General features: G+C 63.7%; 24 protein-coding genes and 3 tRNA genes. 7 read left to right on the top strand and 20 right to left on the bottom strand.

Annotated features, from left to right (window positions below; translation table 11 throughout):
• Positions 1-190: 190 nt before the first annotated feature.
• Entirely contained in the window at positions 191-1,054 is an 864-nt protein-coding gene (locus GE073_RS15435; protein WP_153783801.1) for a phosphate ABC transporter substrate-binding protein, read from the bottom strand.
• A 60-nt stretch (positions 1,055-1,114) separates the two neighbouring features.
• Positions 1,115-2,476 carry a stalk domain-containing protein gene (locus GE073_RS15440; RefSeq protein ID WP_028596958.1) on the bottom strand — a complete coding sequence of 454 codons (1,362 nt, stop codon included), beginning with the start codon at positions 2,474-2,476 and terminating at the stop codon, positions 1,115-1,117.
• Positions 2,477-2,638: 162 nt separating this feature from the next.
• Here GE073_RS15440 and GE073_RS15445 point away from each other — a divergent pair, with 162 nt between their 5' ends.
• Positions 2,639-2,977, top strand: coding sequence for a L,D-transpeptidase (locus tag GE073_RS15445; RefSeq protein ID WP_028596959.1), 339 nt, complete (start codon positions 2,639-2,641; stop codon positions 2,975-2,977).
• 113 nt (positions 2,978-3,090) lie between these two features.
• Positions 3,091-4,074, top strand: coding sequence for an S-layer homology domain-containing protein (locus GE073_RS15450; protein ID WP_052332848.1), 984 nt, complete (start codon positions 3,091-3,093; stop codon positions 4,072-4,074).
• On the opposite strand, the gene GE073_RS15455 is transcribed toward GE073_RS15450, so the two are convergent.
• Together GE073_RS15455 and GE073_RS15460 are read right to left on the bottom strand one after the other, a co-directional pair.
• On the bottom strand, positions 4,037-4,846 hold the full coding sequence (locus tag GE073_RS15455; protein WP_153783802.1) for an SPL family radical SAM protein: 810 nt from the start codon (positions 4,844-4,846) through the stop codon (positions 4,037-4,039). The genes GE073_RS15450 and GE073_RS15455 overlap by 38 nt on opposite strands.
• Positions 4,843-5,568 carry a uracil-DNA glycosylase gene (locus tag GE073_RS15460; protein WP_028596961.1) on the bottom strand — a complete coding sequence of 242 codons (726 nt, stop codon included), beginning with the start codon at positions 5,566-5,568 and terminating at the stop codon, positions 4,843-4,845. Before GE073_RS15460 ends, GE073_RS15455 begins: the two co-directional genes overlap by 4 nt.
• Before the next feature lie 61 nt (positions 5,569-5,629).
• Between GE073_RS15460 and GE073_RS15465 the strand changes: the two genes are divergently transcribed.
• Together GE073_RS15465 and GE073_RS15470 are read left to right on the top strand one after the other, a co-directional pair.
• Positions 5,630-5,905 carry a hypothetical protein gene (locus tag GE073_RS15465; RefSeq protein WP_323744204.1) on the top strand — a complete coding sequence of 92 codons (276 nt, stop codon included), beginning with the start codon at positions 5,630-5,632 and terminating at the stop codon, positions 5,903-5,905.
• A 150-nt stretch (positions 5,906-6,055) separates the two neighbouring features.
• Positions 6,056-6,307, top strand: a complete 252-nt coding sequence (locus tag GE073_RS15470; protein WP_028596962.1) for a hypothetical protein — start codon at positions 6,056-6,058, stop codon at positions 6,305-6,307.
• A 63-nt stretch (positions 6,308-6,370) separates the two neighbouring features.
• Here the strand turns inward: GE073_RS15470 and GE073_RS15475 are convergent.
• The 3 genes from GE073_RS15475 to GE073_RS15485 form a co-directional block, all read right to left on the bottom strand.
• Positions 6,371-6,453 (bottom strand) — tRNA-Leu (locus GE073_RS15475).
• A gap of 135 nt (positions 6,454-6,588) precedes the next feature.
• A tRNA-Ile gene (locus GE073_RS15480) sits at positions 6,589-6,665 on the bottom strand.
• A 38-nt stretch (positions 6,666-6,703) separates the two neighbouring features.
• A tRNA-Met gene (locus GE073_RS15485) sits at positions 6,704-6,777 on the bottom strand.
• Positions 6,778-7,023: 246 nt separating this feature from the next.
• Between GE073_RS15485 and GE073_RS15490 the strand changes: the two genes are divergently transcribed.
• Entirely contained in the window at positions 7,024-7,332 is a 309-nt protein-coding gene (locus GE073_RS15490) for a hypothetical protein (protein WP_028596963.1), read from the top strand.
• Between the two features lie 51 nt (positions 7,333-7,383).
• Here the strand turns inward: GE073_RS15490 and GE073_RS15495 are convergent, their stop codons facing one another.
• Together GE073_RS15495 and GE073_RS15500 are read right to left on the bottom strand one after the other, a co-directional pair.
• Entirely contained in the window at positions 7,384-8,304 is a 921-nt protein-coding gene (locus tag GE073_RS15495) for an HD domain-containing phosphohydrolase (protein WP_228551555.1), read from the bottom strand.
• Between the two features lie 127 nt (positions 8,305-8,431).
• The gene (locus GE073_RS15500) at positions 8,432-8,608 is read right to left on the bottom strand and encodes a hypothetical protein (RefSeq protein ID WP_153783803.1); all 177 of its coding nucleotides are present in this window, start codon (positions 8,606-8,608) and stop codon (positions 8,432-8,434) included.
• 208 nt (positions 8,609-8,816) lie between these two features.
• Between GE073_RS15500 and GE073_RS15505 the strand changes: the two genes are divergently transcribed.
• Positions 8,817-9,560, top strand: coding sequence for a sulfite exporter TauE/SafE family protein (locus tag GE073_RS15505; RefSeq protein ID WP_153783804.1), 744 nt, complete (start codon positions 8,817-8,819; stop codon positions 9,558-9,560).
• Positions 9,561-9,716: 156 nt separating this feature from the next.
• Here the strand turns inward: GE073_RS15505 and GE073_RS15510 are convergent, their stop codons facing one another.
• The 8 genes from GE073_RS15510 to GE073_RS15545 form a co-directional block, all read right to left on the bottom strand.
• Positions 9,717-11,279 (bottom strand): ABC transporter substrate-binding protein, encoded by a 1,563-nt coding sequence (locus GE073_RS15510; RefSeq protein WP_084136445.1) that lies wholly within the window; start codon positions 11,277-11,279, stop codon positions 9,717-9,719.
• A complete protein-coding gene (locus GE073_RS15515; RefSeq protein WP_028596967.1) occupies positions 11,276-12,160 on the bottom strand; it encodes an ABC transporter ATP-binding protein in 885 nt (294 codons plus the stop codon). The genes GE073_RS15510 and GE073_RS15515 overlap by 4 nt, the downstream gene beginning before the upstream one ends.
• Positions 12,161-12,166: 6 nt before the next feature.
• Positions 12,167-15,073, bottom strand: coding sequence for an ABC transporter permease (locus tag GE073_RS15520; protein ID WP_052332891.1), 2,907 nt, complete (start codon positions 15,071-15,073; stop codon positions 12,167-12,169).
• A gap of 31 nt (positions 15,074-15,104) precedes the next feature.
• Positions 15,105-16,187 carry an efflux RND transporter periplasmic adaptor subunit gene (locus GE073_RS15525; RefSeq protein WP_028596969.1) on the bottom strand — a complete coding sequence of 361 codons (1,083 nt, stop codon included), beginning with the start codon at positions 16,185-16,187 and terminating at the stop codon, positions 15,105-15,107.
• Positions 16,153-17,055: an ABC transporter ATP-binding protein gene (locus GE073_RS15530; RefSeq protein WP_101809319.1), complete on the bottom strand. Its 903-nt coding sequence runs from the start codon at positions 17,053-17,055 to the stop codon at positions 16,153-16,155. Before GE073_RS15530 ends, GE073_RS15525 begins: the two co-directional genes overlap by 35 nt.
• Before the next feature lie 1,524 nt (positions 17,056-18,579).
• Positions 18,580-19,566, bottom strand: a complete 987-nt coding sequence (locus GE073_RS15535; RefSeq protein WP_153783805.1) for a Gfo/Idh/MocA family protein — start codon at positions 19,564-19,566, stop codon at positions 18,580-18,582.
• 237 nt (positions 19,567-19,803) lie between these two features.
• Positions 19,804-20,298 carry a glutathione peroxidase gene (locus GE073_RS15540; protein ID WP_153783806.1) on the bottom strand — a complete coding sequence of 165 codons (495 nt, stop codon included), beginning with the start codon at positions 20,296-20,298 and terminating at the stop codon, positions 19,804-19,806.
• Between the two features lie 60 nt (positions 20,299-20,358).
• Positions 20,359-21,168, bottom strand: a complete 810-nt coding sequence (locus GE073_RS15545; protein WP_153783807.1) for an alpha/beta hydrolase — start codon at positions 21,166-21,168, stop codon at positions 20,359-20,361.
• 160 nt (positions 21,169-21,328) lie between these two features.
• Here GE073_RS15545 and GE073_RS15550 point away from each other — a divergent pair, with 160 nt between their 5' ends.
• Positions 21,329-22,324 carry a glycosyltransferase gene (locus GE073_RS15550; RefSeq protein ID WP_028596974.1) on the top strand — a complete coding sequence of 332 codons (996 nt, stop codon included), beginning with the start codon at positions 21,329-21,331 and terminating at the stop codon, positions 22,322-22,324.
• A gap of 36 nt (positions 22,325-22,360) precedes the next feature.
• Here the strand turns inward: GE073_RS15550 and GE073_RS15555 are convergent, their stop codons facing one another.
• The 3 genes from GE073_RS15555 to GE073_RS15565 are packed head-to-tail and all read right to left on the bottom strand — an operon-like array spanning position 22,361 to position 25,072.
• The gene (locus GE073_RS15555; protein WP_228551557.1) at positions 22,361-23,257 is read right to left on the bottom strand and encodes an ABC transporter permease; all 897 of its coding nucleotides are present in this window, start codon (positions 23,255-23,257) and stop codon (positions 22,361-22,363) included.
• On the bottom strand, positions 23,247-24,047 hold the full coding sequence (locus tag GE073_RS15560) for an ABC transporter permease (RefSeq protein ID WP_228551559.1): 801 nt from the start codon (positions 24,045-24,047) through the stop codon (positions 23,247-23,249). The genes GE073_RS15555 and GE073_RS15560 overlap by 11 nt, the downstream gene beginning before the upstream one ends.
• Complete coding sequence (locus GE073_RS15565) at positions 24,044-25,072, bottom strand: ABC transporter ATP-binding protein (RefSeq protein WP_101809491.1); 1,029 nt, start codon at positions 25,070-25,072, stop codon at positions 24,044-24,046. Before GE073_RS15565 ends, GE073_RS15560 begins: the two co-directional genes overlap by 4 nt.
• Positions 25,073-25,261 lie beyond the last annotated feature (189 nt).

Below are 25,261 nucleotides of genomic sequence, written 5' to 3' on the forward strand. Positions count from 1 at the left end.
GTGTTTGCAAACCGGCTTAGGAGCCTTGCAAACACGCCCTGGGCGCGGTTTCCGGGGAGCGGGTCGAGCGGGAATGGCACCGGAATGGAGAAGGCGAAGTTGTTACGCTTCCTTCATGGCCGACACCGGAATGGAAGGCGAGATTATTACTCGCCTTTCATTGCCGACACCGGAATGGAAGGCGAGATTATTACTCGCCTTTCATTGCCGTAATCGGGATGAACTTCAGCTTCTTCAGCGAGCCGTTTTGGAACTTGGCGCTCTGGATGTACTCGATGAACGATTTCGTCGCGCCGGTCGGCTGGCCCTTCGTCATGTAGTAGCCGTAGCTCCACACCTTGTACTTGCCGTTGATGACGTTGTCCGTCGTCGGAGCGACGTTGTCGATTTTGACGGCGTTCATCTTGTCCGTCACGTAGACGAGGTCGATGTAGCCGATCGCGTTCGGCGTCGTCTCGACGGCCGTTTTCATGTCGCCGCTCGATTTGACTTCTTTATAGTTGTCGCCTTTGGAGATGAAGTCGGTGCCCTTGAGCGCCTTCAGCTGGAAGTTGACGCGCGTGCCGGAGCCGAAGGCGCGGTTGACGACGACGATGTCGGCATCCTTGCCGCCTACTTCCTTCCAGTTTGTCACCTTGCCGGAGAAGATGTCCTGCAGCTCTTTCGTCGACAGCTCGGTCACGCCCGTGCTTTTGTTGACGATCGCCGCGAACGGGATGACCGCCACTTTATTGGCGACCTGGCCGTCGAACTTCTTGAAGCCCGGAACGTCCGTGGAGGCGTCCCAGTCGCAAGCGCCGATGTCGGCGATGCCTTTGCGGACCGATTGAGGACCGGTCACGGAGCCCGCGGCGGAGGCGGAGATGCGCACCTTCGGATGCAGCTTCTTGAATTCGCTCGCAGCTTGCAGCGACAGCGGCAGCAGCGCGGAGGAGCCGTTGATGACGATTTTGCCGCTCAGTTTGGAGGCGGCCGCCGTGGCGGAGCCGGAGTAGGAGCCGAGCAGCAGCGTCGCCGCCAGCGTGATCGTAGTCATTTTGCCGAACCATTTCATGTGGAAGTTTCCCCTTTCGATTGGACCCGTAAAAATTGGCCGTCAGGCCGTGCTTGCCGCTTACTTGCTGAGAGTTGTCCAGCGTCCGTCCGCGCCGAGCGACTGCAGCCGTCCGTCCGCGATCAGCGCGGCGCGCTTGCCGTCCTTGGACAGCGTCAGGCCGTAGGCGCCTTCCGGAGCGGCAGCCAGCTTCGTCACCGCTTCGGTGGACTCGTCCAGCACGTAGACCGACGTTTCGGTCAGGATGCCGATGAAGCTGCCCGCCTGGACGGCTTCCAGCACGTCCTCTTTGTCGAAGGCGGTTTTCGCTTGCTCGCCTTTTTGCGAGACGAGCGTGGAGATCGTCTTCTCGTCGCCGGCCTTCACATAATAAACAGTGCCGGATGCGGAGCGCTGGATGAACAGCTTGTCCTCGTCGCCCTTGGTCAGAGCGGCCGGCTTGGCGTCAGCGGCGCCAAGCGCCAGATCGAACAGCTGCGGGCTCGTGCCGGCCAAGTCGATCGCGACATCGTCGAGGCTGACGTCCTTGTTCGCATCGGCGGTCACCTTGCCGGTCTTCACGACCGAATACGTCAGGCCCGCTCCGTTCACGGACAGGTCGCCCTTGTACTCGACCTTGTCGTCCAGCACCTTGGACACTTTGCCGTCTTCGAGGGAAATCGCCGCGATGACAGAGGTTTTGTCGCCTTGCAGGAAGAACAGGCTCTTGCCGTCCGGCGCCCATTGCAGATTGCTCTTGATGCTCGTGTCCGTGCCGAGCTTGCGCATCGTCCGCGCCGCCAGATCGACGATCCGCACGACGCCGTCAGCATCCGCGAACGCCGCCGAGGCGCCGTCCGGCGAGACGACCAGCTCGGAAGCGCCGTTCGAGGTGAGCAGCTGTGTCCGCGCTCCGGTCGCCGGGTCGACGATGTAGTCGAGGCGGCCGTCCTCCGTCGTGACGGATGCGATCAGTCCGCTGCCTGCCCATTGGACCGAGTCGACCGCATCGAGCAGGTCGAGCGTCTCGATCGACCAGCCGTCCGCTCCGCCCTTCCACGTCGCTCCGAGAGCGGCCGCATAGGCGCCAGGCTCGATGTAGTTGACCTGCTTCCAGCTCGTGACGGCGCTGGACAGAGCGACCGGACCTTCGTCCGTCTGGATCTGCTTGGAGCCGGCTTGCAGCAGCAGCGTGCGGTCTCCGAGCGTGACGCGCACGCCGGCTCCGCCGGGAAGAACCTCCAGCTCGGCGCCGAGAGCATGGGCGAGATCAGCGGCGGACAGCAGCTGGCTGCCCCCCTGGACGATCGAGCGTACGATCACTTCGTTTCCATTGACGCTGATCGTGGCTTGCTTCGCTTCGGCCGCGGACACCGCTGTTGCCGCACCGGCTCCGATCGCGGCGACCAGCGCCGCTGCAATTGCTTTAGATCCTCTGTTCATGGTTGGCTCTTCACCCTTCTTTGCGACTATTGTCCCGTACAAGCTGATCCTAAGGCATAATTGTTTAGGCTATATTTGGAATTTTTAACGATTATGTAAAGGAAAGACCCAGGCGAAAGGGGGCTTCGGTCGCATATGCTACCGGGAAGGGAGAAGGTCCGCATGCCTAAATACCGCATCATCGTCGATCTGTCCGATCGCGCGCTCTATCTGCTGGACGGAGATATTGTCGTGAGGCAGTTTCCGATTGCTGTCGGCAAGATGCTGACCCGGACTCCGACCGGAGAGTACACGATCATCAACAAGCAGCTGAATCCGGGCGGGCCGTTCGGAGCGCTATGGATGGGGCTGTCGAAGCCTCACTACGGCATTCATGGCACGAACGATCCCGCCTCCATCGGGCGCGCAGTCTCGCATGGCTGCATCCGCATGCACAACGAGGACGTGCTCGAGCTTTCGGCGCTCGTGCCGCTCGGGACCAGAGTCACGATCCGTCCCTGAGCCGCAACCATTCGCTCCTGGACTGCGTCTGTAACGGCAGAATGGTCTTTGCTTGCCGGGCCGAGTTTTGGGCCAACCTACAGATAGCGGAATCGAGAAGGGAGCGAGGGAAGATGACGAGGAATAGAAAGAAAAGCCGGCTGCTGGCCGGCGGTCTGGCAGCGGCGCTGCTGCTGGCGGCCGCGCCGCTCCATGCCGGCGCTTTTGCCGATGTGGAAGCGGATCCGAACGCGGCCGCCATCCGCAGCTTGGAACAGGCCGGGCTGCTGAGCGGCGGAGACGGCAAGTTCCGGCCGGCGGAGGCGCTGACGAATGCGGAAGGAATAGCTCTGCTCGTGAAGGCGTTCGGGCTCAATCTGGACCGGATCCGGTTCATTCAGGCTCCGCAGGCGAGCCAGTACTATCCGGGCATGAGCGACAGCGCATGGTATTCGGAGTCGTTTCTGATCGGCGCGGCGCTCGGCGTCGGGCTGCCGAAGGACGTGAAGCCGGGCGCGCCGATGTCCCGCGAGACGTTCGCGGCGCTGCTGCTGCAGGCGATGAAGGCGGCTGACGGCGGGTGGAGCGGAGCAAAAGGCGAGGCGCCCGAGGACGATTCCGCGGTCGGAAGCGCCTATCGGGACAGCGTGCTCGAGCTGATCGGCGCGGGTCTGCCGCTGCTCGATCCGTCGGGAAATTTCCAGCCCAAAAAGGCCGTCTCGCGCAGCGACGCGGCAGCCTGGGTCGAAGGAGGAAGGAAGCTCGTGAAAGGCATAAAACCGGAAAGCGAATCTCCCTCTCCCGTCTCGCCGCTTGCAGGCGTCGAGCTGACGACAGCGAAGCTGGCGGACGGCGTCGTCAAAGTGACCGTATCCGCTCAAGCACCGAATCCCGGCTACGGCATCCGGATCGCCTCGATCCGCTTCGACGGCGGACAGGCGATCGTGAGCGTCGCCGTCGTACGGCCGAAGCCGGGCCAGATGTACCCGCAGGTCATCACCGAGGTGAGCGCCGACACGTATGTCGACGAAGCTTATACGGCCGTGCTCGACGAAGCGGCGGCCAGCAGCGGCGAGCCGCTCAAGGGAGGAATCCTGCCCGGGAAAAATGCACGCTGACGTCCGGGCTTGCCAGCAGCGACTCATAGAACCGGTCCGCGGCGGCCGGCGCATAGTCGGCCTCGAGGCCGAGGGAACGGTACTGCTCCCTCATGCCGAGCTGGCCGGAGCGCCGGCCGCCGCTGCCGTCTCCGCGGTGGAAGTCGTCGACGACGATGCGCGGCGCCTCGCGGACGAGACGGCTTGCGAACCGCTCCGTATGGGGCAGCAGCGGCGAGACGGCCGCCTGCACGGGAATGCCCGCCTCGCGCAGCTCCTTCAGCGCGCGCCAGCGGGCGGCGAGCGGCGGCGCCTGCGGCGTGAACCGGCGGCGCATCGCCTCGTCGTCCGTCTCGATCGTCACGCTCGCGCGCAGCCTGCCGCCGAAGCGGGCCAGCAGCTCCTTGTCCCGCAGGATCAAGGCGCTGCGCGTCTGCAGCAGGATGAACTCCGGCGGGCGCTCCAGCATGAGCTCGAGCAGCGAAGCGGTCGTGCGCGCCTGCGCCTCCGCGGGCTGGTACGGATCGGTCGCCGAGCCGAAAAAGAGCCGGATCGGCCCTTTGTCCGATTCGCGGCTCCATTCGCGCCGGAACGCGGCCGCATCGAGCTTCTTGACGTCGACCCAGCTGCCCCACGGCTCGGCCCGGAACAGTCCGACCGGCATCCGGCGGACATAGCAGTAGCTGCAGCCGAAGCTGCAGCCCGTGTACGGATTGAGCGTATGCGTATAGCCTTCGAGATAGCCTGCCGCAGGATTGAGCCAGCGGGCCGGCCGTTTCGCCGGGCCGCTCATCGGGCGCCGCGCTCGTGCCCGGCGGCGGCTTCGTCGCGAGCGGCCGGCTCGGCCGTCCGGCACCAGTCGATCGGCTCCATGCCGTGCTTTTCCAAAAAAGCGTTCGCCTTGGAGAAGGGCCGGCTGCCCAGGAAGCCGCGATGGGCCGAGAACGGACTCGGATGCGGCGTAGACAGCAGCAGATGCCGGCTCCCGTCCAGAAAAGCGGCCTTGTTCTGCGCATGCTTGCCCCAGAGCAGGAACACCGCCGGACGCTCCCTTTCGCCGATCAGCCGCACGATGCGGTCCGTGAACCGCTCCCAGCCGAGCCCCTGATGCGAAGCGGCTTGTCCCCGCCGCACGGTGAGCACGTTGTTGAGCAGCAGCACGCCCTGGCGCGCCCAGCCGCGCAGGTCGCCGCTCTCGGGCAGCGGACAGCCGATGTCGTCCTGAAGCTCCTTGTAGATGTTTTGCAGCGACGGCGGGATGCGCACGCCCGGCTGTACGGAGAAGCTGAGGCCATGCGCCTGGCCGGGGCCATGATACGGGTCCTGGCCGAGGATGACGACCTTCGTGTCTGCGAGCGAGGTCAGATGCAGCGCGTTGAAAATATCATGCATGTCGGGATAGACCGGACCGCTGCGGTATTCCTCCGCCAGCCGGCCTCGCAGCTCGCGGTAATACGGCTGCTGCATCTCCTCCCGGATAAACGGCTCCCAGTCGTTGCGGAACGTCACGGTCATTTGACATCGCCCTCCGTAGAAAGTAAAATTGATTAGCCCATATCGAAGAAAGTCGCAGGTGATGGCCATGAGTTACCGTCCGCTCGTAACGAACGTCAAGCTCGCGGAGCGCAACGACTCCACCCAGCTGTACCAGGTCGTCGTAAAGCTCAAGGACGGCGGAGAATGCCGCCTGTTCTACGGCCCGGAAGGCACCAAGATCAATCGTCTCCAGACGACGCCTTGTCCGGTATGCCGCCGAGACTACTACTGCAACTGCATGGACAAGTTCATCGAGGAAATCAGCAGCCAGGTCGACCTGGAAGAGCTGAAGGCTGCCGAGCCGGCAGCGAAGTAAGAGGCCTCCAGGGGCTTCTTTTTTTCTGTCTCCAGTGTACTGGATTCAGCCAAGCCGGGCAATCCGGCGTTATTTTTCACGCTGATCCGTTTAATGGAATGAAAAAACCTGCCGATATAGTTCGTATCCACGGGAGGGAGCGTGATTGCCATGCGCTTGGCTACAGCCGTCGGCTGGATGATGGCTCCGTTCGTCATGCTGCCGGCCAGATGGAGCAAGCTGTCTGCGACGAGCCGCCTGGTCGGCGCCGTCTGGTCCTCCGCTCTGCTGCTGTCGCTGCTCGCTCTGGCGATGCCCCACGGCGCGCCGAGCAATCCGGCCCAGCAGGTGCAGGCCAAGGTCGTTCCCGCCGCCGCAAGTCCGGCCGCTCCTGCCACGCCGGATTCGGACGAGCTTCCTTGATCGGCCGCGCGAAAGCATGATCCACGCAAAAAAGCAGCCCGAGGGCTGCTTTTTTGCGTATGATGCCGAAGACCGGACTCGAACCGGTACGGGGTTGCCCCCGACAGATTTTAAGTCTGTTGTGTCTGCCATTCCACCACTCCGGCAAGACGAGATGCGCCGTATGAGCGACATGACGAAAGACAGCTTACCATACTTCGCCAGCGCGCGTCAACGGATTGTCCGGACCGCCGGGAAATAAAAAACCGCCTCGCATCGCGAGGCGGTCCGTTCGTTCTGATTGGTGGGCCCTGCAGGACTCGAACCTGCGACCAATCGGTTATGAGCCGACCGCTCTAACCAACTGAGCTAAGGGCCCTTTTGAGGGATAGGTTGACTCGCATAAGGGCGAATAAGTTGCGGGGGCAGGATTTGAACCTGCGGCCTTCGGGTTATGAGCCCGACGAGCTACCGGGCTGCTCCACCCCGCGTCAAAAATCACGGTTCCGCTTGGGAACACAAACATAAATATACTACAGCCGCTCTGGCAAAGTCAACCTGCCGGCCGGCGGGCTTTGATTCGATGCAAACTCTCGCAAATCGCAATTGACGACTCTAGCAGGAATTGGTAAGATCACCCTATAAATCATGCGTCAAAAGGCCCATATATACCGATTTTTATCGGTTTATAGGACCTATGACCTTGTTTATATCCATCACCTGATAGGAGGGGTAGAATGAAGAAAAAAGCAACGCTGCTCGTTGCCGCTGCAATCGCGGTCCAAACGCTGCTCGCTGGAAGCGCCTTTGCCGCCTACAAGCCTGAACAGGACATTACCGTCGGCATCAACCTGCTGCCAAGCGTCATCAAGCCTTCGGGCGCACTGGGCGAAGCGACCTTCAATCTGCAAGAAGACGTGCATGGGACGGTAACCGGCCTCACCGGCCTTTCCATCGATCATTCCTACGCCATGGTCAAGCTGAACGGCTTCTCCCTGCTGGCCGTCGATCCGCCCCTGGCGCTGATCAACAGGCCAAAAACGTAAAACCTGCCTGGCTGCGGGCTCTCTCGAGAGCTCGGGGCCAGGCAGGTTTTTTTATAGCTGATGCGCCAGCTTGAAAAAGGCGTCCATGACATCGGGATGATATTTTCCGCGGGAGCGCTCCATCTCTTCCCATGCCTGCTCCTTGGGCACGGCTTCCTTGTAGACGCGCTGGGCCGTGATCGCATCGTAGGAATCGACGACGGCGACGATCGCCGAGCCGATGTGGATGCTGCCGCCCTTCAAGCCATACGGATAGCCGCTGCCGTCGAATCGCTCGTGATGCTGCTCCACGATGAGCCCGGCCGCCTTCAGATGGGTCATCCCGGTTTCGTTCAGGATGCTGCGCCCTAGCGCCGCATGGGTCTTCATGATTTCGTATTCCTCGCTCGTCAGCTTGCCGGGCTTGCCTAAGATGCTGGCCGGCACCCTCGTCTTGCCGATGTCATGAAAGAACGAGCCGTAATTCAGCTCCATCAGCTGGGCGGAGGTGAGGCCCATGCTCTCCCCGATCATCATCGCCATCCTCATGATCGTGTAGCAATGGTCGGCGGTGTAGCCGTCTTTCTGCTCGATGTCGACAGCCAGCCTCATGAGCTCCTTGGCATTTTCGCTATAGTGGTGGAACACGGGCTGCGAAGCGACATACAAAAACTCGCAATCCGTCTCGGCGATGAAAATCGTCTCGTCCCGAACCGGCTCTCCGGAGACGGAGTCCCCGCTCCTCAGCACATGGTCGCCCGACGGAGAATGCCAGATCAACGAGCCCGTCAGCACGTAGACGAACTCCAGCGCTTCCCATCCGTCGGCGGGATACAACGCCCAGCGGCTTCCGGCCTTCAGCCGGTGGTGAATGATCTCGGTGCCGTCGCCGGATGCGATCAGCTTCAGCTCCAAGCCGCTGCTCGTCAGCGAGACCGTCTCCATGGGCTGGTCGAAGCTCCGAATCGTCAAGCCGGACTGGCTTTCCTTCATGCGCGCCCCTCCCTTCGCTCTCTGCCAAGCTGACGTTTGAACGCGTCATTCGGCTTCATGCTACCGCTATTCTATCGCGTTCAATTTCCGGCTGCAACGAGATTTTGGAGAGCGGCCCCGAGCAGGCTCAGGGCATGTAGCGGACGCCGTACTTTCCCCGTTTCGATTGAAACACTTCGATTTCCTTCGGGCATTCGTAGCCGTAAATCCACCAATCGTTCTCCATCCGCTTGACGAGGCAGCCCGCCTGGAACTTGCTGTCGTACAGGCGTCCCCAATAAATCCATCTTGTCATCGCTGTCATCGCGTCGCTCGCATCCTTTCGTCGTCGGGCGGCTCCTGCCTGTCGTCCGAGCCTCTTTATCGTCATCGTTCCCCTGATGTACGCGCTTCATTCCGGATGCACGCGCGAAAACGGCGGGATTGCCGGACGCGCCTTCCGTCCGTTAAGATGAAGGAAACCGCGCATGACATGGCCAGGCATTCGCCTGGCTGACGCAGAGGAGGCTACCATGGAACCGACATCGTTGCAGCTGGCCGTCCTCGTCCTCTGCTCCATCCTCATCGGCTTTTCCAAAACCGGCATGCCGACGCTCGGCTTGTTCGTCGCCGCCGTCATGGCGAGCGTCTATCCGGCACGGGAATCCGTCGGCCTGATCACGCCGGTGCTTATCATCGGCGACATCATCGCGATCCTCTATTACCGCAAGGAGGTCGTCTGGCGGCATCTGGCGACGCTGCTGCCGTGGGTGTTCGCCGGCTTGATCGGCGGCTTCCTCGTGCTCGGGCGCATCCATGACCGGCCGCTCTCGATTCTGCTCGGCAGCCTCGTGCTCGCCTTGCTGCTGCTGCATCTGTTCAAGAACCGCATCGAAAGCGCCGCGTCCGTCTCGCTGAGCTCCGCTCCGGCGTTCAACAACAGCCTCGGCGTGCTGGCGGGCTTCACGACGATGATCGGCAACGCCGCCGGCAGCATCATGTCGATCTACCTGCTCGCCAAGGGCATGGACAAAATGCGCTTCGTCGGCACGAACGCCATGTTCTTCTTCATCGTCAACGTCGCTAAAGTGCCGTTCACCGCCTCGCTCGGGCTGATCACGGCCGATACGCTCGTCCTGAACGCCTGGATGATTCCGGCGGTCGCCGCCGGCGCCTGGGTCGGCATCAAGCTGCTGCCGCTCATTCCGCAAAAGGTGTTCCAAGCGCTGATTCTCGGGCTTGCCGCGCTTGGCGGCCTCAATCTGATCCTTTTCTAGGACGCAACGCATCCCGCAGGACAAAAAGGGACGAAGCGCAGTGATGCGCGCTTCGTCCCTTTTTGACGCCTGCCGGAACGATCCGGCCGGCAGTCCGACAATCGCCGGCTCGGCTCGGGACGCCGTCCCGAGAGCCGGCGGATTCGAACGCTTCCGTCAGCCGGCCGGCAGAACCTCCACCGCTCCTCCGTCCGTGCTTCCGCCTTCCTTGCCTTCCGGACTGTTCGTCGGGTTCGTCTTCAGCTTCGCCAGCAAGGCGTTGCCCTTCGTCGCCCAGTCCTTGACCGCTTCCTCGGCCGTCATCTTGCCGCTGAGCGCCTGCTGGAACGACTGCTGTCCAATCGATTGCACCTCGTAGATGCCCGGCTTCTTGCGCGCGAGCTCTTCCATCGCGCTGCTCGTCGGCGGCACCGGCTTCAGCGAGTAGAACGCCTTGATGTTGTACTGCATGCCGTCGATCGGCTTGATGAACTCCGCGCGCGCCGGAATTTCATAGGTGCTGCGCGATTTCAGCTTCGCCCATTCGCGGCTGTTGAGGAACTTGATGAATTCCCAAGCGCCGTCCGGATTCTGCGCCTTGGCGTTGATGCCCATCGGCTGGCCGAGGTAGGAGTTGCCGCCGACATCCGGGTGCTCCTCGAACACCGGCACCGTCACGACGTCCCAGTCGATCGGCTTCATGTTTTTGTTCGTCGCGGCCGCATCCTTGATGTTCTTGAGCTCCATGATGTAGTTGTAGTCGGCGATCGTCATCGCGACGTTGCCGGAGTTGAACAGGTCGTTCTGGTACATGAACGAGTTCTGGTCCTTTTCCCGCTGCTTCTGCTGCGCTTCGTTGATTTTCTGGATCTTCTCCTGCGTCGGCAGGACGTCCTCCTTGTACAGCTTGAGGATCGTATCCCAGGCGTTGGACCAGGCCGGTCCGCTGTCGACGAGCATTTTCTCGCCCTTATCGTCAAACATCTTAAGCTGCAGCGGAGCGATATACGTCTGAAGGTCGCTGAACGGATCGCCGCCGCTCCAGCGGTTCATCGTCAGGCCGAACACCTGCTTCTCCCCCGTGCCGCCCTTCACCTTGCGGGCGAGGTCGAACACCTGGTTCCAGGTCATCTTGTCGGTCGGCGGCTGCACGCCGGCGTCCGAGAAAATCTTCTTGTTGTAGAACAGGGCGGAGCCGGAGAAGGTCGGCGTCAGCACGTAGATCTTGGAGTCTCCGGCCGCCTTGATGCCGTCGATGACCGTCGGCACGTAGTCGCTGATATCGAACTTATCCTTGGCGATGAGCGGGTCGAGCTGCTGCAGCAGGCCGTCCTGCACCATCCGCTGGAGCTGGTAATAGTCGACCATCACGACGTCGACCGGATTTTGTCCGGTCAGCAGCTCCTGCATCTTCTCGTACGGATCCGGCTGCTCCTTCTGCTGGTCGCCGTTCGTGTAGCGCATGTCGTTGTAATTGTTCGCATAGACGATTTCCAAGCTGACGTTCGGATGCGTGAACTCGAACGTATCGGTGTACTGCTGGCGGAACCACGAGTCATTGTCCGGCGAGCCGTACAGCATGCCGATGCGCAGCACGCTCTGCTCCGCCTGCTCCGACGAGGAGCCGCTGCAGCCTACAAGCGTTCCCGCGGCCAGTGCCGCCGCCATCGCGGCCAAGCCGGCCGCGCGCAGGCGCGTCCCCTTCTTTTTTACCACGGCGTTTTCTCCAAGCTCCTTCATGCCTGTTCCCCCTCAATTAGCTTCGGTTTCGTAATGATGATGCGCTCCCCGTCGAACTCCATCGACGCCTTGCCTGTAATGCCGAGCGCGGTCAGGTACTCCTTGGGCACTTGCAGCCGCCCGGCCCGGTCCACGACGGCGAAAGCCTCGTGCACGTCCTGCAGGCCGCCCTGTCCGAAGCCGGTCGCTTCGTCGAGATGCGTGTTGCGCCGCAGGAACTCGGTGCTCGTGAGGCCGTCGCGGATGGCGACGACCCGGTCGACCTTGCCCGCGAGCGACAGGTCATGGGTGACGATGACGATCGTCAGGCCGAGCTCGCGGTTGAGCGTGCGGAAAATGTCCATGATGAGGTCGCTCGTGCGGCTGTCGACGGAGCCGGTCGGCTCGTCGGCGAGCAGCATCTGCGGCCGGTTGGACAGCGAGATCGCGATCGCGACCCGCTGCTGCTCCCCGCCGGACAGCTGATGCAGCTTGTTGTGCATCCGCTCCTTCAGACCGACCCACTCCAGCAGCTGCCGAGAATAGGCGCGGTCCACCTTGCCGCGCAGCATCATCGGCATCTCGACGTTTTCGATCGCCGACAGGTACGGCAGCAGGTTGCGGGCGTTGTTTTGCCAGATGAAGCCGACCGTCTCCCGCTTGTACTTGACGAGCTGCTCGTCGGTGATCTTGAGCAGATCCCACGGGCCGACGCGCACCGTTCCGGCCGACGGCCGGTCGAGGCCGCCGAGGATGTTGAGCAGCGTCGACTTGCCGCTGCCGCTGTTGCCGATGATCGCCATCAGCTCGCCGTCCTTGACGCTGAGGTTGAGCCCCTGCAGGGCGACGACCTCGAGATCGTCGGTCTTGTAGATCTTGACCAGCCCTTCGCAATCAATCATGACCCATCATCGCTCCTCTCCCATCTTGACCGCCTGATGCACCCGCAGCCTGCGGATATGGAGCATCAGCAGCAGCGCGCCGACGAGCATCATGAAGGCGACGACGACGTACAGCTGCATCGTATCCTGACTGTTGAACACGACGCGGAAAGGAGGCACGTTGCCCGATGCGTTGTCCGCCGTCTGCAGGAACGGCAGGAACAGCAGGCTCGCGATTTTGCCGATCGCGACGCCGAGCCCGATGCTGAGGCCGGCGGTGAACAGCTGCTCGAGCAGCAGCATCCCGGTCAGCTGGCGCTTGGACAGCCCCATCGCCCGCAGCACGCCGAACTGCACGACCCGTCCCGACAGGTTGAAGAACCAGTACAGGATGTAGCCGGTCAGCGTGACGATGACGGAGACGAGGAAGCCGAGGCTCAGGATGCCGAACACGCCGCCGCGCGTCGGCAGCTTGCTCTGGGCGATCAGCGCCGAGCGCACGTCCTTGACGCTCGCCAGCTCGATGCCGTGCTGCTGAAGCTCGGTCATGAGCGGGGCGACCTTGGCGTCCGGCTTCATCTTGAGCCAGACCTCGTACGGAAGGAGCGGCACCTGATCGTAGATGTAGTCCAGGTTGGCGATCAGGAACGGCGATTCGTCCGGATACTGCGACGGCCAGTACGGCAGGATGCCGACGACCGCGAAGTCGATCATGCCGTCGGAAAGCCCCATCGAGATCGTATCGCCGAGCTTGAGCTGATACTTCTCGGCGAGGCCGGACGGGACGATCGCTCCGGCGCCTTCGGCATAGATGCCGAGGTTGTTGAGATAATGGTTCGGATGGACCGGATACAAATCGTCCCGGAACCAGCCCACCTTGGCGAAGTCGACATTGTCGATGCCCATCAGCGTGCCCTGGCCGATCGAGCGGCCGGAGACGACGAGGTTGCCTTTGGCCTGCAGCACGCGGGCCGCCGCCTCGACGCCGTCCAGCGATCGGAACACCTCGAACGGCGGCTCCGAATACCGGACCTTGACCGGCTGCTGGCCGCCTCCGCCCGGATTGCCGCCTCCGCCGCCGCCGTTGCCGCCGCCATTGCCGTTTCCGCCGTTGCCGCCGTTTCCTCCATTGCCGCCTCCGCCATTGCCGCCGTTGCCGCCGTTGCCTCCGCCTCCGTTGCCGCCCTGGCCGGGCTGCAGCTCCGGCGTGCTGGACCATACGGTCTGCATGACGACGTCGGTGCCGTATTGGTAGAGCGTGCGCTCGGTCGAGTTGAGGTCGATCGTGCGCGCGGCCGAGGCGTTGTAGACGCCGAGCCCGAGCGTCAGGATGAGCAGGATCATGAGCGGATAATAGCCTTGGGACGAGCGCGACAGCTGCGTCAGCGTCAAGTAGAGCGGCACCGGCAGCAGCTTGCGGCCGAGCCAGTTGAACAGCCGCAGCAGCCACGGGAACAGCCGCAGGAAGAACAGGCCGAGCGAGAAGATCGCCAGCGCCGGCACGAAGAACAGGAACGGCTGCACGTTCAGCTGATCCGTCGTCATTCCGGTCTGGAACGTCAGCATCTGGCGCTCGCTCAGCAGGTACCAGCCGTAGCCGCTCGCGCCGAGCAGCAGCACGTCGAGGAACCAGCGCTGCCAGAACGGCGCGCGGTCCGAGCGCGCCAGCTTCTGCTTGTAGCCGACGATCGACGCCCGCGCGTAGACGACGGCCGGGATGACCGTCGCCAGCACGGCCAGCAGCACGGCCGCGCTGCCGGCGATGATCGCATCGGTCGTGAAGCCGACCGGAATCGACTTGCGGTCGACGAATTCAAGGAAGCCGTTGGCCGAGCCGATGCTCTTGGCCATGAACCAGCCGAGCAGCGGGCCGAGCACGAACGCCGCGCCGCCGAGCAGCAGGCTCTCCAGCAGATAGAGCCCGATGATCTGCCGGGTGCCGGCGCCGCGGCTGCGCAGCACGGCGATGTCGCTGCGCTGCTTGTCGAGCGCCTGGCGGGCGTTCATCGCGATGAAATAGAACACCATCGCGATCATCGGCGCGGCGAGCGTGAACAGCAGCGTCTGCAGCTGCAGGCTCGTCGTCCGGAACTGCTGCAGGATCGACGCGAAGCTGATCTCGACGCGCGTATCCGGCAGCTTTTGGTACAGCTCGATGTTCAGCCTCTCCAGCGTGCGGCTCAGCGGAGCGAGCTCGCCGGTGCGAATCTCGCGCAGGTCGAACGCGTAGTACCAGGTGCCGCTGTGGAGCGGCAGCTTGCGGTCTTTCAGGATGCCGTCCGTCATGGCGGGCTCGCTCGTGAGGAAGGTGTTCATCATCCCTTCGAGGCCCTGGTACCAGAACGGATCCGTATCCTGCTTCGGCTTGAACGTGCCGACGATCTGGACGCGCAGCGTCTGGTTCGAGCCGCCTCCGTAGGCCGGGTAAAGGAACACGTCGCCTACGTGCATGTCGGCGCGGTACAGCGCCTCCTCCAGCACGACCGCCTCGATCGTATCCCCGCCGCCCTTGCCGGGCACGAACCAGCGCCCCTGCGTCAGCTCGGCCTTGCCCTCGAGCCCCGTCAGCGCCTGCAGCGAGAACTTGCGGCTGACGCTGGCGCTGACCTTGGTCGGGTCCTCCGGCGTGATGTCGGCGCTGCGGATCGAGTAGCTGCGCGTCGCCGTCTCGATCGGGAAGCCGATCTGAGCCGGGACGTCGTCGCGGATGTAGCCGTCGACGCTGCCGAGCGCGGCCAGATCGGTCGGGCCCGGGCTTGCATTGTAGCGCATGAGCAGGGAGCCGGCCGGCAGCCCCTCGCTCTCCTCCTGCAGCGATTGCGTGACGACGCGCTTCAGCGAGCCGTCCGCGTACATCGGGATGCTGACCGCGAACGCGACCGCCAGCACGAGGCCGGCGAGCGAGCTGAGCGTCAGCCATCTGGTGTTCCACATCTTGCGGAACAGGAATCGGATCAGCAGCACGTTACCTGCCCACCACTTTCATCCCGGGCTCGAGGCCCTTCAGAATCTCGACCGCAGTCGCCGTCTGCTCGCCGACCTCCACGTCCACCTCCCGCTTCGTCTCGCCCTCGACGACCTGCACGTAGGTGCGGGAGCCGATGCTGCGCAGCGTGGACGGCGGGATGACGATGGCGTTCGGCTTGCTTTTGACGACGATGCTGACGGAGAGCATCGTGCCGCGCGCCACGTTCGCCGGCACCTTGTCGAGCTGGATGAGCAGGAAGTCCTCCGGACGCTCCGGCGTGGACGCGCCTCCGTTGCCTCCATTGCCTCCGTTTCCGTTGCCGCCGTTGTCGTCAGGCTGCGCCACCGGCAAAGCGGTGATCTTGCCGCTGACCTCGCCGACGCCGTTGATGTCGACGACAGCCTTCATGCCGACCGTCACCTGCTCCAGCTCGTCGGCGTCGAGCTTGATGCCGGGCACGAGCTGGCCCGTATCGGCGATGACGCAGATCGGATCGTAGGCCTTGATCGCGTCTCCCTTCTGCACCGGCAGCTGCACGACCGTGCCGGCGAACGGCGCGACGAGCGTCGCCTTGCCGATCTCCTCCTCCAGGTCGCCGATCGCCTGGCGCTTCTCCTCGAAGGCGATGACGGCCGCCTCGAAGTCGACCGGCGGCATTTCGTCCTTCTTTCGCAGCGTCTCCTTCATCGCGACTTCGTCCTTGCGGAACTGCAGGCGCTGGTCGCGCAGCTGCTTCTGCATGTCCTCGACGTCGAGCGACGCGATCGGATCGCCTTTCTTCACTTTTTGTCCGGGTTTTATGTACAAGTCCTTGAGCCGTTTTCCATCCAGCGTGTAATAGAGCGTCTCCTCGCGCAGCGAGATCAGCTTGCCGGCGGCCTCGACGCGCGTCTCCAGCGTCTGCGTCGTGACCTCGTACTCCGGCTTCTTGGAAATCTGCGGCGGAGCGATGGTCGGCAGTACCTCTTCCTCCGGCTCGGCCGGCAGCAGCGAGCAGCCGGCGGAGAGCGCCAGCGAGCAGCCCAGCAGCAGAGCGGCGGCACGCTTAGATGAACGTCCCGTCCACCATTTCGTAAACATGATCGGCAACCTCCAAAATCGTAGGATCGTGAGTCGTCATGCAGATCGTGACGCCCTCGGATTGAATCATCGTGCGGAATACGGACATGATCTGCGCCGACATCTGCGTGTCGAGCTCCGCGGTCGGCTCGTCGGCCAGCAGCAGGCGCGGCCGATGGGCGATCGCCTTGGCGATGGCGACCCGCTGCTGCTCGCCGCCGGACATCTCGAACGGGCGGTGCTTCATGCGGCGCTCGAGGCCGACCATCGCGAGGCAATGCTCCACGCGGCCCTTCCACTCGGAGCGGGGCGTTCCGGCCATGCGCAGTGACAGCTCGACGTTCTCGTACGCGGAGAGCAGCGGCATGAGCGCGAACGCTTGGAAGATGAAGCCCATCCGCTCGCGCCGGATGACCGTGCGCTTGTCGTCGCCGAGCTTGTGGATCGGCTCACCGTCGAACCAGATCTCGCCGCTGGACGGCGTATCGAGTCCCCCGATCAGATTGAGCAGCGTCGTCTTGCCGGAGCCCGAGCGGCCCTTGAGCATGACGAGGCGGCGATGCGGCACCTCCATCGTGATGCCCTTGAGCACATGGATGGGACCGCCCGAGGCCGGAAAGCTGCGCTGGACGCCGCTGACCTGAAGCAGCGGCTCGCCGGACGGAACGTCCCGTTCCGCTGCCGCGGCTTCGATGCGGCCGGCGGCAGCGCCCGAATGCGTGCCGCCCTGGAGCTCGGCGGGATCGGCCGGATGCGTGCCGCCCTGGAGCCCGGCGGGATCGGCCGGTCCGACCGCCTCGACAAGCTCGCCTTCGGCGGTCGGTTCCGGCGACAGTTCATCCGGCGGCGCCTGAGCAGGAGAATCTTTTTTCTTCTTTTTCCAGATCATGGTGAATCTCGACCCTCCATTTTCTCATCTTTCTCATTTTTCCTGTAGACGGATGGAAATGGTTAAAGGTTACACCGGAAATTGCCTTTTTCGAAAAAAAACCAAAAAACGCGACAAAAGTCCCGTTTCAGATGCGGCTTCCCGGGCTAAAGCTCCGGACTTGAACGTCCGAATGACGGGGACTCTTCTCGGTCTTCGTGGAGCCCGAAGCCACGAATTCCCTTTTCCGGCACAAGCGGCGGTTCGGAAAGCTCCTCGAGAACGGAGGCATCTTACAGCCGCTTCCATTTGTGTTGTCCGCATCCTTGGAGGGCTAACAATACGGAGAGACGCTATTTCGCCGAAAACCGCCTTTCTGAACTTTTAACGAAACTGACGAGCGCTACGGGGCCTTCAACTCCGAAAAATCGGTGTTGAAGCCTTCAATAGCACTTCTCAGTATCGTTACAATTTTATTTGCGCCTATTTCGGACAAATAACGTTCCTCAGTTTCGTTAGCTCCGCCCACGCCGCCCGGACGTCCGCACCGCTCGCGTCCCGCCTTGCACATCCCGGGCTCCCGCTGCCTGCATCCTCGCCTCCGCAGCCCGCACTCCCCCACGCCGTCCGCACCGCCCGCGTCCCGCTCGCATGCCACCGTTTGCATCCCGCGCTCGCGCCACCCGACCGACGCCGCCCGAGCTCAGCAGCCCGCACACCTCTCCTCGTCTCCACACCCCAGTTGCTCGGTTTTTCCGCACATCTCCCTCGTTTACTCGTCTACGAGTCCCAGTTGCTCGGTTTTACCGCGTATCTCCCCCTGTTCACTCGTCTTCGCACCCGAGCTACTCGGTTTTTCCGCGCATCTCCGTCGTTTCTCCAACTGTCCTCCAGGTAACATGATTTTTTCGACTTCATGCCTCGATCACGCTCCTCCGTTCACCAGCTAGCTTCGCCAATGGCTGGCTGACGAGGCAGTAGGGTCGGCAGCTTGGCAGATCATAGCCTGCTTAGAAGTCGACGCGGGTTGGGCGGACGCGGAGATGGAGCAAAGCCGAGCTAACTTGGCGAGCGCTGGGCACAGTCGAGGCTGTCGTCTCCCAGGCTTTCGGGAGACGGACCGCTCCCCCTAAATAAAGGGGGAGCGGGCGGCGGGCGAAGGGAGCGAAGCGAGACGATGCCTTTCGGAGAAGCGGCAGCGGTCCTCTTGGAAGACGGATGGCCTCCGCATAGGAGGTCAGGGGATCAAGCCATCCGGCTTCCAGTGGAATCGGAGAAAGGCTCGGCTCGCGCAGCGGCCTCTTCGTCCCATAGACTTGGCTCGGCTCGCGCAGCGGCCTGTTCGTCCCACAGGCTTGGCTTGGCTCGGCTCACACAGCGGCCTATTCGTCCTAAGCAGTCAGCTCGCACAGCGGCTTGTCCGCCCCCGAACGCCCGTCCCCTTATCCCGCACACAAAAAAAGCCGTCCCCAACCGGCGCGCAGCCGGCCTGGAAGCAGCCTCTTCCCTCATCCCTTGTACCCTAGATTCGTGCCGTCCCTGCCCTTACGCCCGGTCCGCCGGGAACACAAGCCCGATCTGGCGGCGCGCCTCGTCCATGACCTCCATCACGGCGAGCGACAGCTCGAACGTGTTGATGTCCGACTCGGTCCGGCCTTCGGCGATCAGCCGTACGAAAGCCTCGATCTCGTACTGCATCGTATTGGCGGCCTGCGGCCGGCTCAAGTCCTCTTCCTGTCCGCCGCGGAGCTGCAGCCGCACGGACGCCGGCTGGCTGATCCGCTCGATGCGCATGACGCCCTGCTCCCCCTGGATCTCGGCCGGCAGCGATGAATCGCTGATTTTGGAGTGCGCGATCAGCGCCTCCATCCCCGGATAGCCGAGCAGCAGGCTGCCGCGGCCGTCGACGCCGGTATCCAGCATGACGGCGCTCGCCTGCACCGTCTGCGGCTTGCCGAACAGCGCTACGAGCGGATACAGGCAGTAGACGCCGATATCCATCAGCGAGCCGTTGGACAGCTCCGGCTTGAAGGCGTTCAGCACCTCGCCCGCCTTGTAGCGGTCATAGCGCGAGGAATACTGGCAGAACGAAGCGAAATACTGCCGCACCTCGCCAAGACGACCGAGATTGTCCCGGATCGCGGCGAAGTTCGGCAGGAACGTCGACTTCATCGCCTCGAGCAGCAGCACGCCATGTTCCCTGGAGGCGGCGATCATCTCCCGCAGCTCGCGGCTGTTGGAGGCGATCGGCTTCTCGCACAGCACATGCTTGCCGCGCTTCATGAACAAGACCGCCTGCTCCGCATGCAGCGAGTTCGGGCTGGCGATGTAGACGGCGTCGAGCTCGCGGCTCGCAGCCATCTCCTCGAGATCCGTGAACCGGCACGGGATGCCGTGCTTGTCCGCAAATTCCGCCCCTCGCTCGGCGCTCCGCGAATAATGCGCCGCGAGCTGCAGCCCGTCGACTTGCCGAGCCGCGTCGATGAACGTTTCCGTGATGAAGTTGGAGCCGATGATTCCGATACGCAGCATGCTTGTTCCTCCTTGGATCTGGATCGTATCCAGTCTATCACAGAGCGGCCTTGGGCAGATAGAAAAGCCCGCCTCCGGAGTCGGAGACGGGCGGGCGACGACCGGCATCATCGATCGGGCGCCTCTGCGATCGGGCCGCTTATCGGACGGGCGCATCTGCGATCGAGCCGCTTATCGGACAGGCGCCTCTGCGGTCGAGCCGCTCATCACCTGGCGCCGCTCATCGCCCGGCGCGGCTCACGCCGGAGCGCCGGCTCCGAGCAGCCTTCGGATATGGCTCTCGATCTTCTCCGGCTTGTCGGTCGGCGCGAAGCGCTGCACGACGCGGCCGTCCCGGTCGACGAGGAACTTCGTGAAGTTCCACTTGATCGCCTTCGTGCCGAGAAAGCCCTTGGCCTCGCTCGTCAAGTATTGGAACAGCGGCGACGCGCCGTCGCCGTTCACGTCGACCTTGGCGTACAGCGGAAACGTGACGCCGAAGTTGATGCGGCACGCCTCCTGGATCTGATCGTCGCCGCCGGGCTCCTGATTGGCGAACTGGCCGCACGGAAAGCCGAGCACGGCCAGCCCTTCGTCCTTATACGTCTGATGCAGCTTCTCCAAGCCGTCGAACTGCGGCGCCAGCCCGCATTTGGTCGCCGTATTGACGATCAGCATCACCTTGCCGCGATAGGGCTCCAGCGTCGTCTGCTCCCCGCCGGACTTCTCCACTGGAATCTCATAGATCGACATCGGCATCGCCTCCCAATTAAATCGTTTCTGATTCAATTGTATAAAATTAATTCAATGCCGTCAACGCGACGATCCTCCCCAGCCGAGATCCTCCAGCCAGCTCCGGGAAAGCTCCAGCCAGCCGCCGGCGCGGCGGTCGTCCGCCGCCATGCCGATGCCGTGCCGCCCGCGCTGGTACACATGGAGGTCGTAGGAGACGCCGTGCTCCGCCAGCGCCATCGCGAATCGGAGGCTGTTGCGAGAAGAGACGCCTTCATCCTCCGCCGTATGCCACAGGAACGTCGGCGGCGTATCCGGGCCGACCTGCTCGTCCGCGCTCATCAGCGCCTCCAGCTCCGGGTCGGGCCGCTCGCCGAGCAGGTTGCGCCGCGATCCGCCATGCGTCACGTCCGGGCGCATGCTGATGACCGGATAGCAAAGCAGCAACGCGTCCGGACGGCAGCCGATCCGCCGGATCGGCTCGTCCGACAGCGGGTCGCCGTCGTTGCTGAGCGTGCCCGCGCTCGCCGCCACATGCCCGCCTGCCGAAAAGCCGAGCAGCGCGATCCGCTCCGGATCGACGCCCCACTCCTGCGCGTGCAGCCGCACGAGGCGGATCGCCTGCTGGGCGTCCTCCAGCGCGCTCGGATAGGCGTACGGGGCGACGCGATAATGCAGGACGAACGCGTGGAAGCCGCGTTCCTGGTACCAGGCCGCGATCGGGTCGGCCTCATGTCCGGCCCGCATCGCGTAGCCTCCTCCGGGGCAGACGACGACGGCCCCTCTCGCTGCCGTGCCGGCCGCGGGGAAGCGCAGCAGATGCGGCCGGTCCTCCTCTTGCGTGCCGAGCGCGCCCGGCGCTCCTTGCGGCCATAGCTCGATTTTTTCCATGATGCATGCTCCTCTCGAGTGCTGATGCGGCGTTTCGTTTCCTTAATGCCTTATACCCTCTTCCTCGCCGCTCTGCCGTTCTCCTCCCTCTTCTCTACCCCATATCGGGCCGGTCGATTATACTAGCAGAAGCATGCCCCACCCGAAGGAGGAATCGACGGTGACGAAAGTCGGTCTCGTCATGAGAAAAATTCAATTCGCGGAGGCCCAGGGCCCCCGCATCTATGCCGAAAGGCTGCAGGCGCTCAGCCGCGAGCTCGGCGTCGAGATCGTGTTCGTCGCGCCGGACCGCCATGTGAGCGGATACGACCAGGCGCCCGGCTACGAGTACGAAAAAGGCGATCTCGTCAACTACGACCTCGTGCTGGAGCAGCTCGACCGGGAGCGGATCGAGCATGTCATCTACACGGTATCCGGGTTCACGTTCCTCAAGATGTTCCGCGACAAGGCGGTGCTGTTCCCGCACAGCTACCCGCATCCCGACCTGACCGGCTACGAGATGATGAAGCCGTTCTACTCGATCGTGGACAAGGCGGTCGTGCATACGGACTATCTGAAAGGCCTGTTCCGCGCCGATTGGGGCGTCACGGACGTGGACGTCATTCCGATCGGCTTCGAGGAGGAGCTCGCCGAGCGCCATTACGACCCGTCGCAGGTGGTCGAGAACCGCATCCTGTGGATCGGGCGCGACGAGCCGAACCGCCGTCCCGACCTGCCGCTCGAGTACGCGCGCCGCAATCCGGACAAGGACGTCGTGATGGCGATGGGCGGCCTCCGCTACCGCGAGAGCATGAAGCGCTACGACATCCCGTCCAACGTGACGCTGAAGTTCGCGCTGTCCAGGGACGAGGTGTTCGAGCTGATGAATTCGGCGAAGGTGTACTGGAGCAGCAGCCGCTTCGACACGTTCTCGATGCCGCTCGCGGAGGCGATGGCGATGGGCAAGCTCGTCGTCAAGCCCGAGCATCCTTGCTACGGGCATATCGCGTCGACGCATACGTTCGCCGGCAGCGAGTCCAACTGGTTCGAGCTGCTGAACATGGCGGCCGCGCATCCGCGCCGGGTGTCCGAGGACAACCGCGACCAGGCGTTCAGCCGCTTCGGCGGACGCGTCATGAAGGCCGGCTACGAGAAATTCTACTCCGGCTGGCTGTAGGCATTCGCTGGCCGCAGCCATTCCGCCGGCTGGACGTCAGCTCCTCATCGCCATCCGGTTGCCCGAGCTGTAGCGCCGCAGGCCCGCATAGAACAGCCCGAGCGACAGCGCCGCCAGCAGCAGCAGCATGCCTGCCGCCGCCAGCATGAACGATCCGTCCCAGCCGCGCAGCAGGCCGATCGGCATGTAGCTGATGAAGCCCGCCGGAACGATCGTGAACAGCAGTAGCCGGCCGAGCCCTTTGAAGATGTCCGCCGGGTAGGTCGTGAACGCGAGGAAGCTGTTGAACAGCTGGAAGGCGATGCCCTCGGCATTGCCGAAGAAAAACGCCAGCGAGCCGGTCGCGAGCGTGAAGAACAGGAAGAACAGGCCGGACATCAGCAGCGCGAGCAGGAAAGAGGCCAGCCCTGTCCAGCTATGGTCGCCGACGTACGCATAGATCGCCGCGCCGAACAGGAAGTCGCCGATCGCCGTCAGCGACATGCGGCTCGCCAGCACGTTCAGCAGCAGCGGCTTCGGCTGGGTCAGGTAGACGTCCAGCTCCCCGTTCGCCGTCAGATAGGCGATGCGCGTGAAGTTGCCGAGCAGCACGCTCGCCCAGCCGAAGCCGCCTGCGCTGACCGCCCAGAGCAGCATGACGTCCTTCAGCTCCCAGCCGGCGACATCCGGGAAGCGGTCGAAAAAGATGCCCCAGAACAGCAGCCAGATGACGTTGTTCAGGAACATCATGCCGGCGGTCATGAGGAAGCTCAGGCGGAACTCCATCGCGCCGGCGAGGTTCAGCTTCCAGCAGGTGAGCAGGAACGGCAGCGTGCCTCGCCAAAACGTTCCTTTGCGCCCGTCCGCAGCCGTTGCGGAAGCGGCCATGGTCGTGGCCCGGGTCGGCGCGGCCGCCGACGCGGACCGCTCGGCCGGCTTGCGATCAGCCTCCATTGGCATTCAGCCTCCTTATGCCCCGCGAATAGATCCAGGCGCACAGCGCCGCCATGACGGCGATCCAGCCGAGCTGCTGCGCCACGTAGGCGCCCAGCTCCTCCCCGCCGCTGACGGCCGACTTGGCCGGAAAGTACAGCACCGCCTGGAACGGCAGCCAGGCGCATACCTGCTGCAGCCAGTGCGGCATCAGGTCGAGCGGGATGAGCATGCCGCCGACGGTGAACTGCAGCTTTTGCAGGATGAACTCCAGTCCCCGCGTCTCCTCCACCCAAAAGGAGCAGAGCGCGATCGACAGGTTGAGCAGGAACGCCAGCGTGAAGCTGCCGAGCCCGAGCACCGCGATCGAGGACCAGCCGGCTCCGAGCTCCGGCGGGCCGACGAGCATCCAGCCGATGAGGCTGCCGCAGGCCAGATTGACGACGAACCGCAGCGCCGCCTCCCCGAGATAGGACGCGTACTGGTAGCCGGCGTACGAGATCGGCGTCAGCAGGCGGACGGCGATGCCGCCGCTCTTGACCTCCTCCTCGATGCGCGTGCACAGCTGCGGAAACGCCATCGTGAACGCCTCGGTCAGCACGAGGTACCAGATGATGTCCTTGAGCCGGAAGCCGGCGATCTCCGCGCCCTCGCCCTGGCCGCTGTACGCCGCCGACCAGAGCTGCATGAACACGTAGAGGATGAGCAGCAGGAACAGCGAGCGCATGAGGAAGTCCATCCGGTAAGCGGTCTGCTGTTTGAGCGTGATGCGGACGACGGCGGCGTATTTCGCGCCTTTGGCGGCGATCATGGCGCATCCTCCTCTCGCGCGGCCACGCCTTCGTCCCGGCCTCGGGCGAACAGCGTCTTGATGACCTCCTCCATCGGCGGGTCCTCGATCGTCACGTCCGCGATCGCCAGCGTCGACATGAGCCCTTGCAGCACCTGCTCGACGCCGATCTCCGTCAGATCGACCGACAGCCGCAGCTGGCCGGCGTCGGCCGGCAGCCGCCGCGCCCCGGGAGGCAGCGGCAGCGACTCGGCGGGCGGGGACGATTCGGCAAGCCGCACGGCGACCGTCTTGTAGCGGAGGATGTCGCGCTTCAGCCGCTGCACGGAGCCGTCGACCATGATGCCGCCGTGATGGATGACGACCGCCCGCCGGCACAGCCGCTCGATGTCGCCCGCGTCATGGGACGTCAGGAACACCGTCGTCCCCTCCTCCCGGTTCAGCTCCGCGATCAGCTCGCGGATCCGCTCCTTGATCATGGCGTCGAGGCCGATCGTCGGCTCGTCGAGGAACAGCAGGCGCGGCCGGTGCAGGAACGAGCAGGCGATCTCGCAGCGCATCCTTTCGCCCAGCGACAGCCGCCGCACGGCCGTATCGAGGTACGGCCCGAGCTCGAAGCGCTCGATCAGCAAGTCGCGCCGGCGGCGGTAGTCGTCCCGGTCGAGCTCGTAGATGCGGCTCATCAGCTCGAACGTGTCGCTAGGCGGCAGATGGTACCACAGCTGCGACTTCTGCCCGAAGACGGTGCCGATCCGGTAGGCGAGCTGCTTGCGCTCCTTCCAAGGCACATGGCCGAGCACGGTCGCCTCGCCGCCGCTCGGATGCAGGATGCCGGTCAGCATCTTGATCGTCGTCGACTTGCCGGCTCCGTTCGGACCGAGGAAAGCGATCGTCTCCCCCTCCTCGACCGCGAGGTCGATGCCCGACACCGCCTCCTTCTCGCTCCAGCTCGGCGCCCACAGCGAGCGGAGGCTCGCCGCGAATCCCGGCTCCTTGCGCTTGACGCGGAACGTCTTCCGCAGTCCCTTCGTCTCCAATACGTTCATGCTCTCCGCTCCCTTCGTGCTCGTCTGTCCGTGCCGGACCCGCACGCGATGCGGGGCCGCTCCTTTCCCGGCCTCGGCCGGAATCGGCAAAAAGACCTTCGGAAAGCCGGCCGGCACAGGCGTGCAGGCGGAACTTTCCGAAGGTCTTTTATCCCTTACGGTGTACGCGGCCTATGGCGCCGCGCCGGT

Origin of the sequence: Paenibacillus sp. B01, from assembly GCF_009649995.1 — a bacterium.
In the GTDB taxonomy this organism is placed as follows: domain Bacteria; phylum Bacillota; class Bacilli; order Paenibacillales; family Paenibacillaceae; genus Paenibacillus_O; species Paenibacillus_O pasadenensis.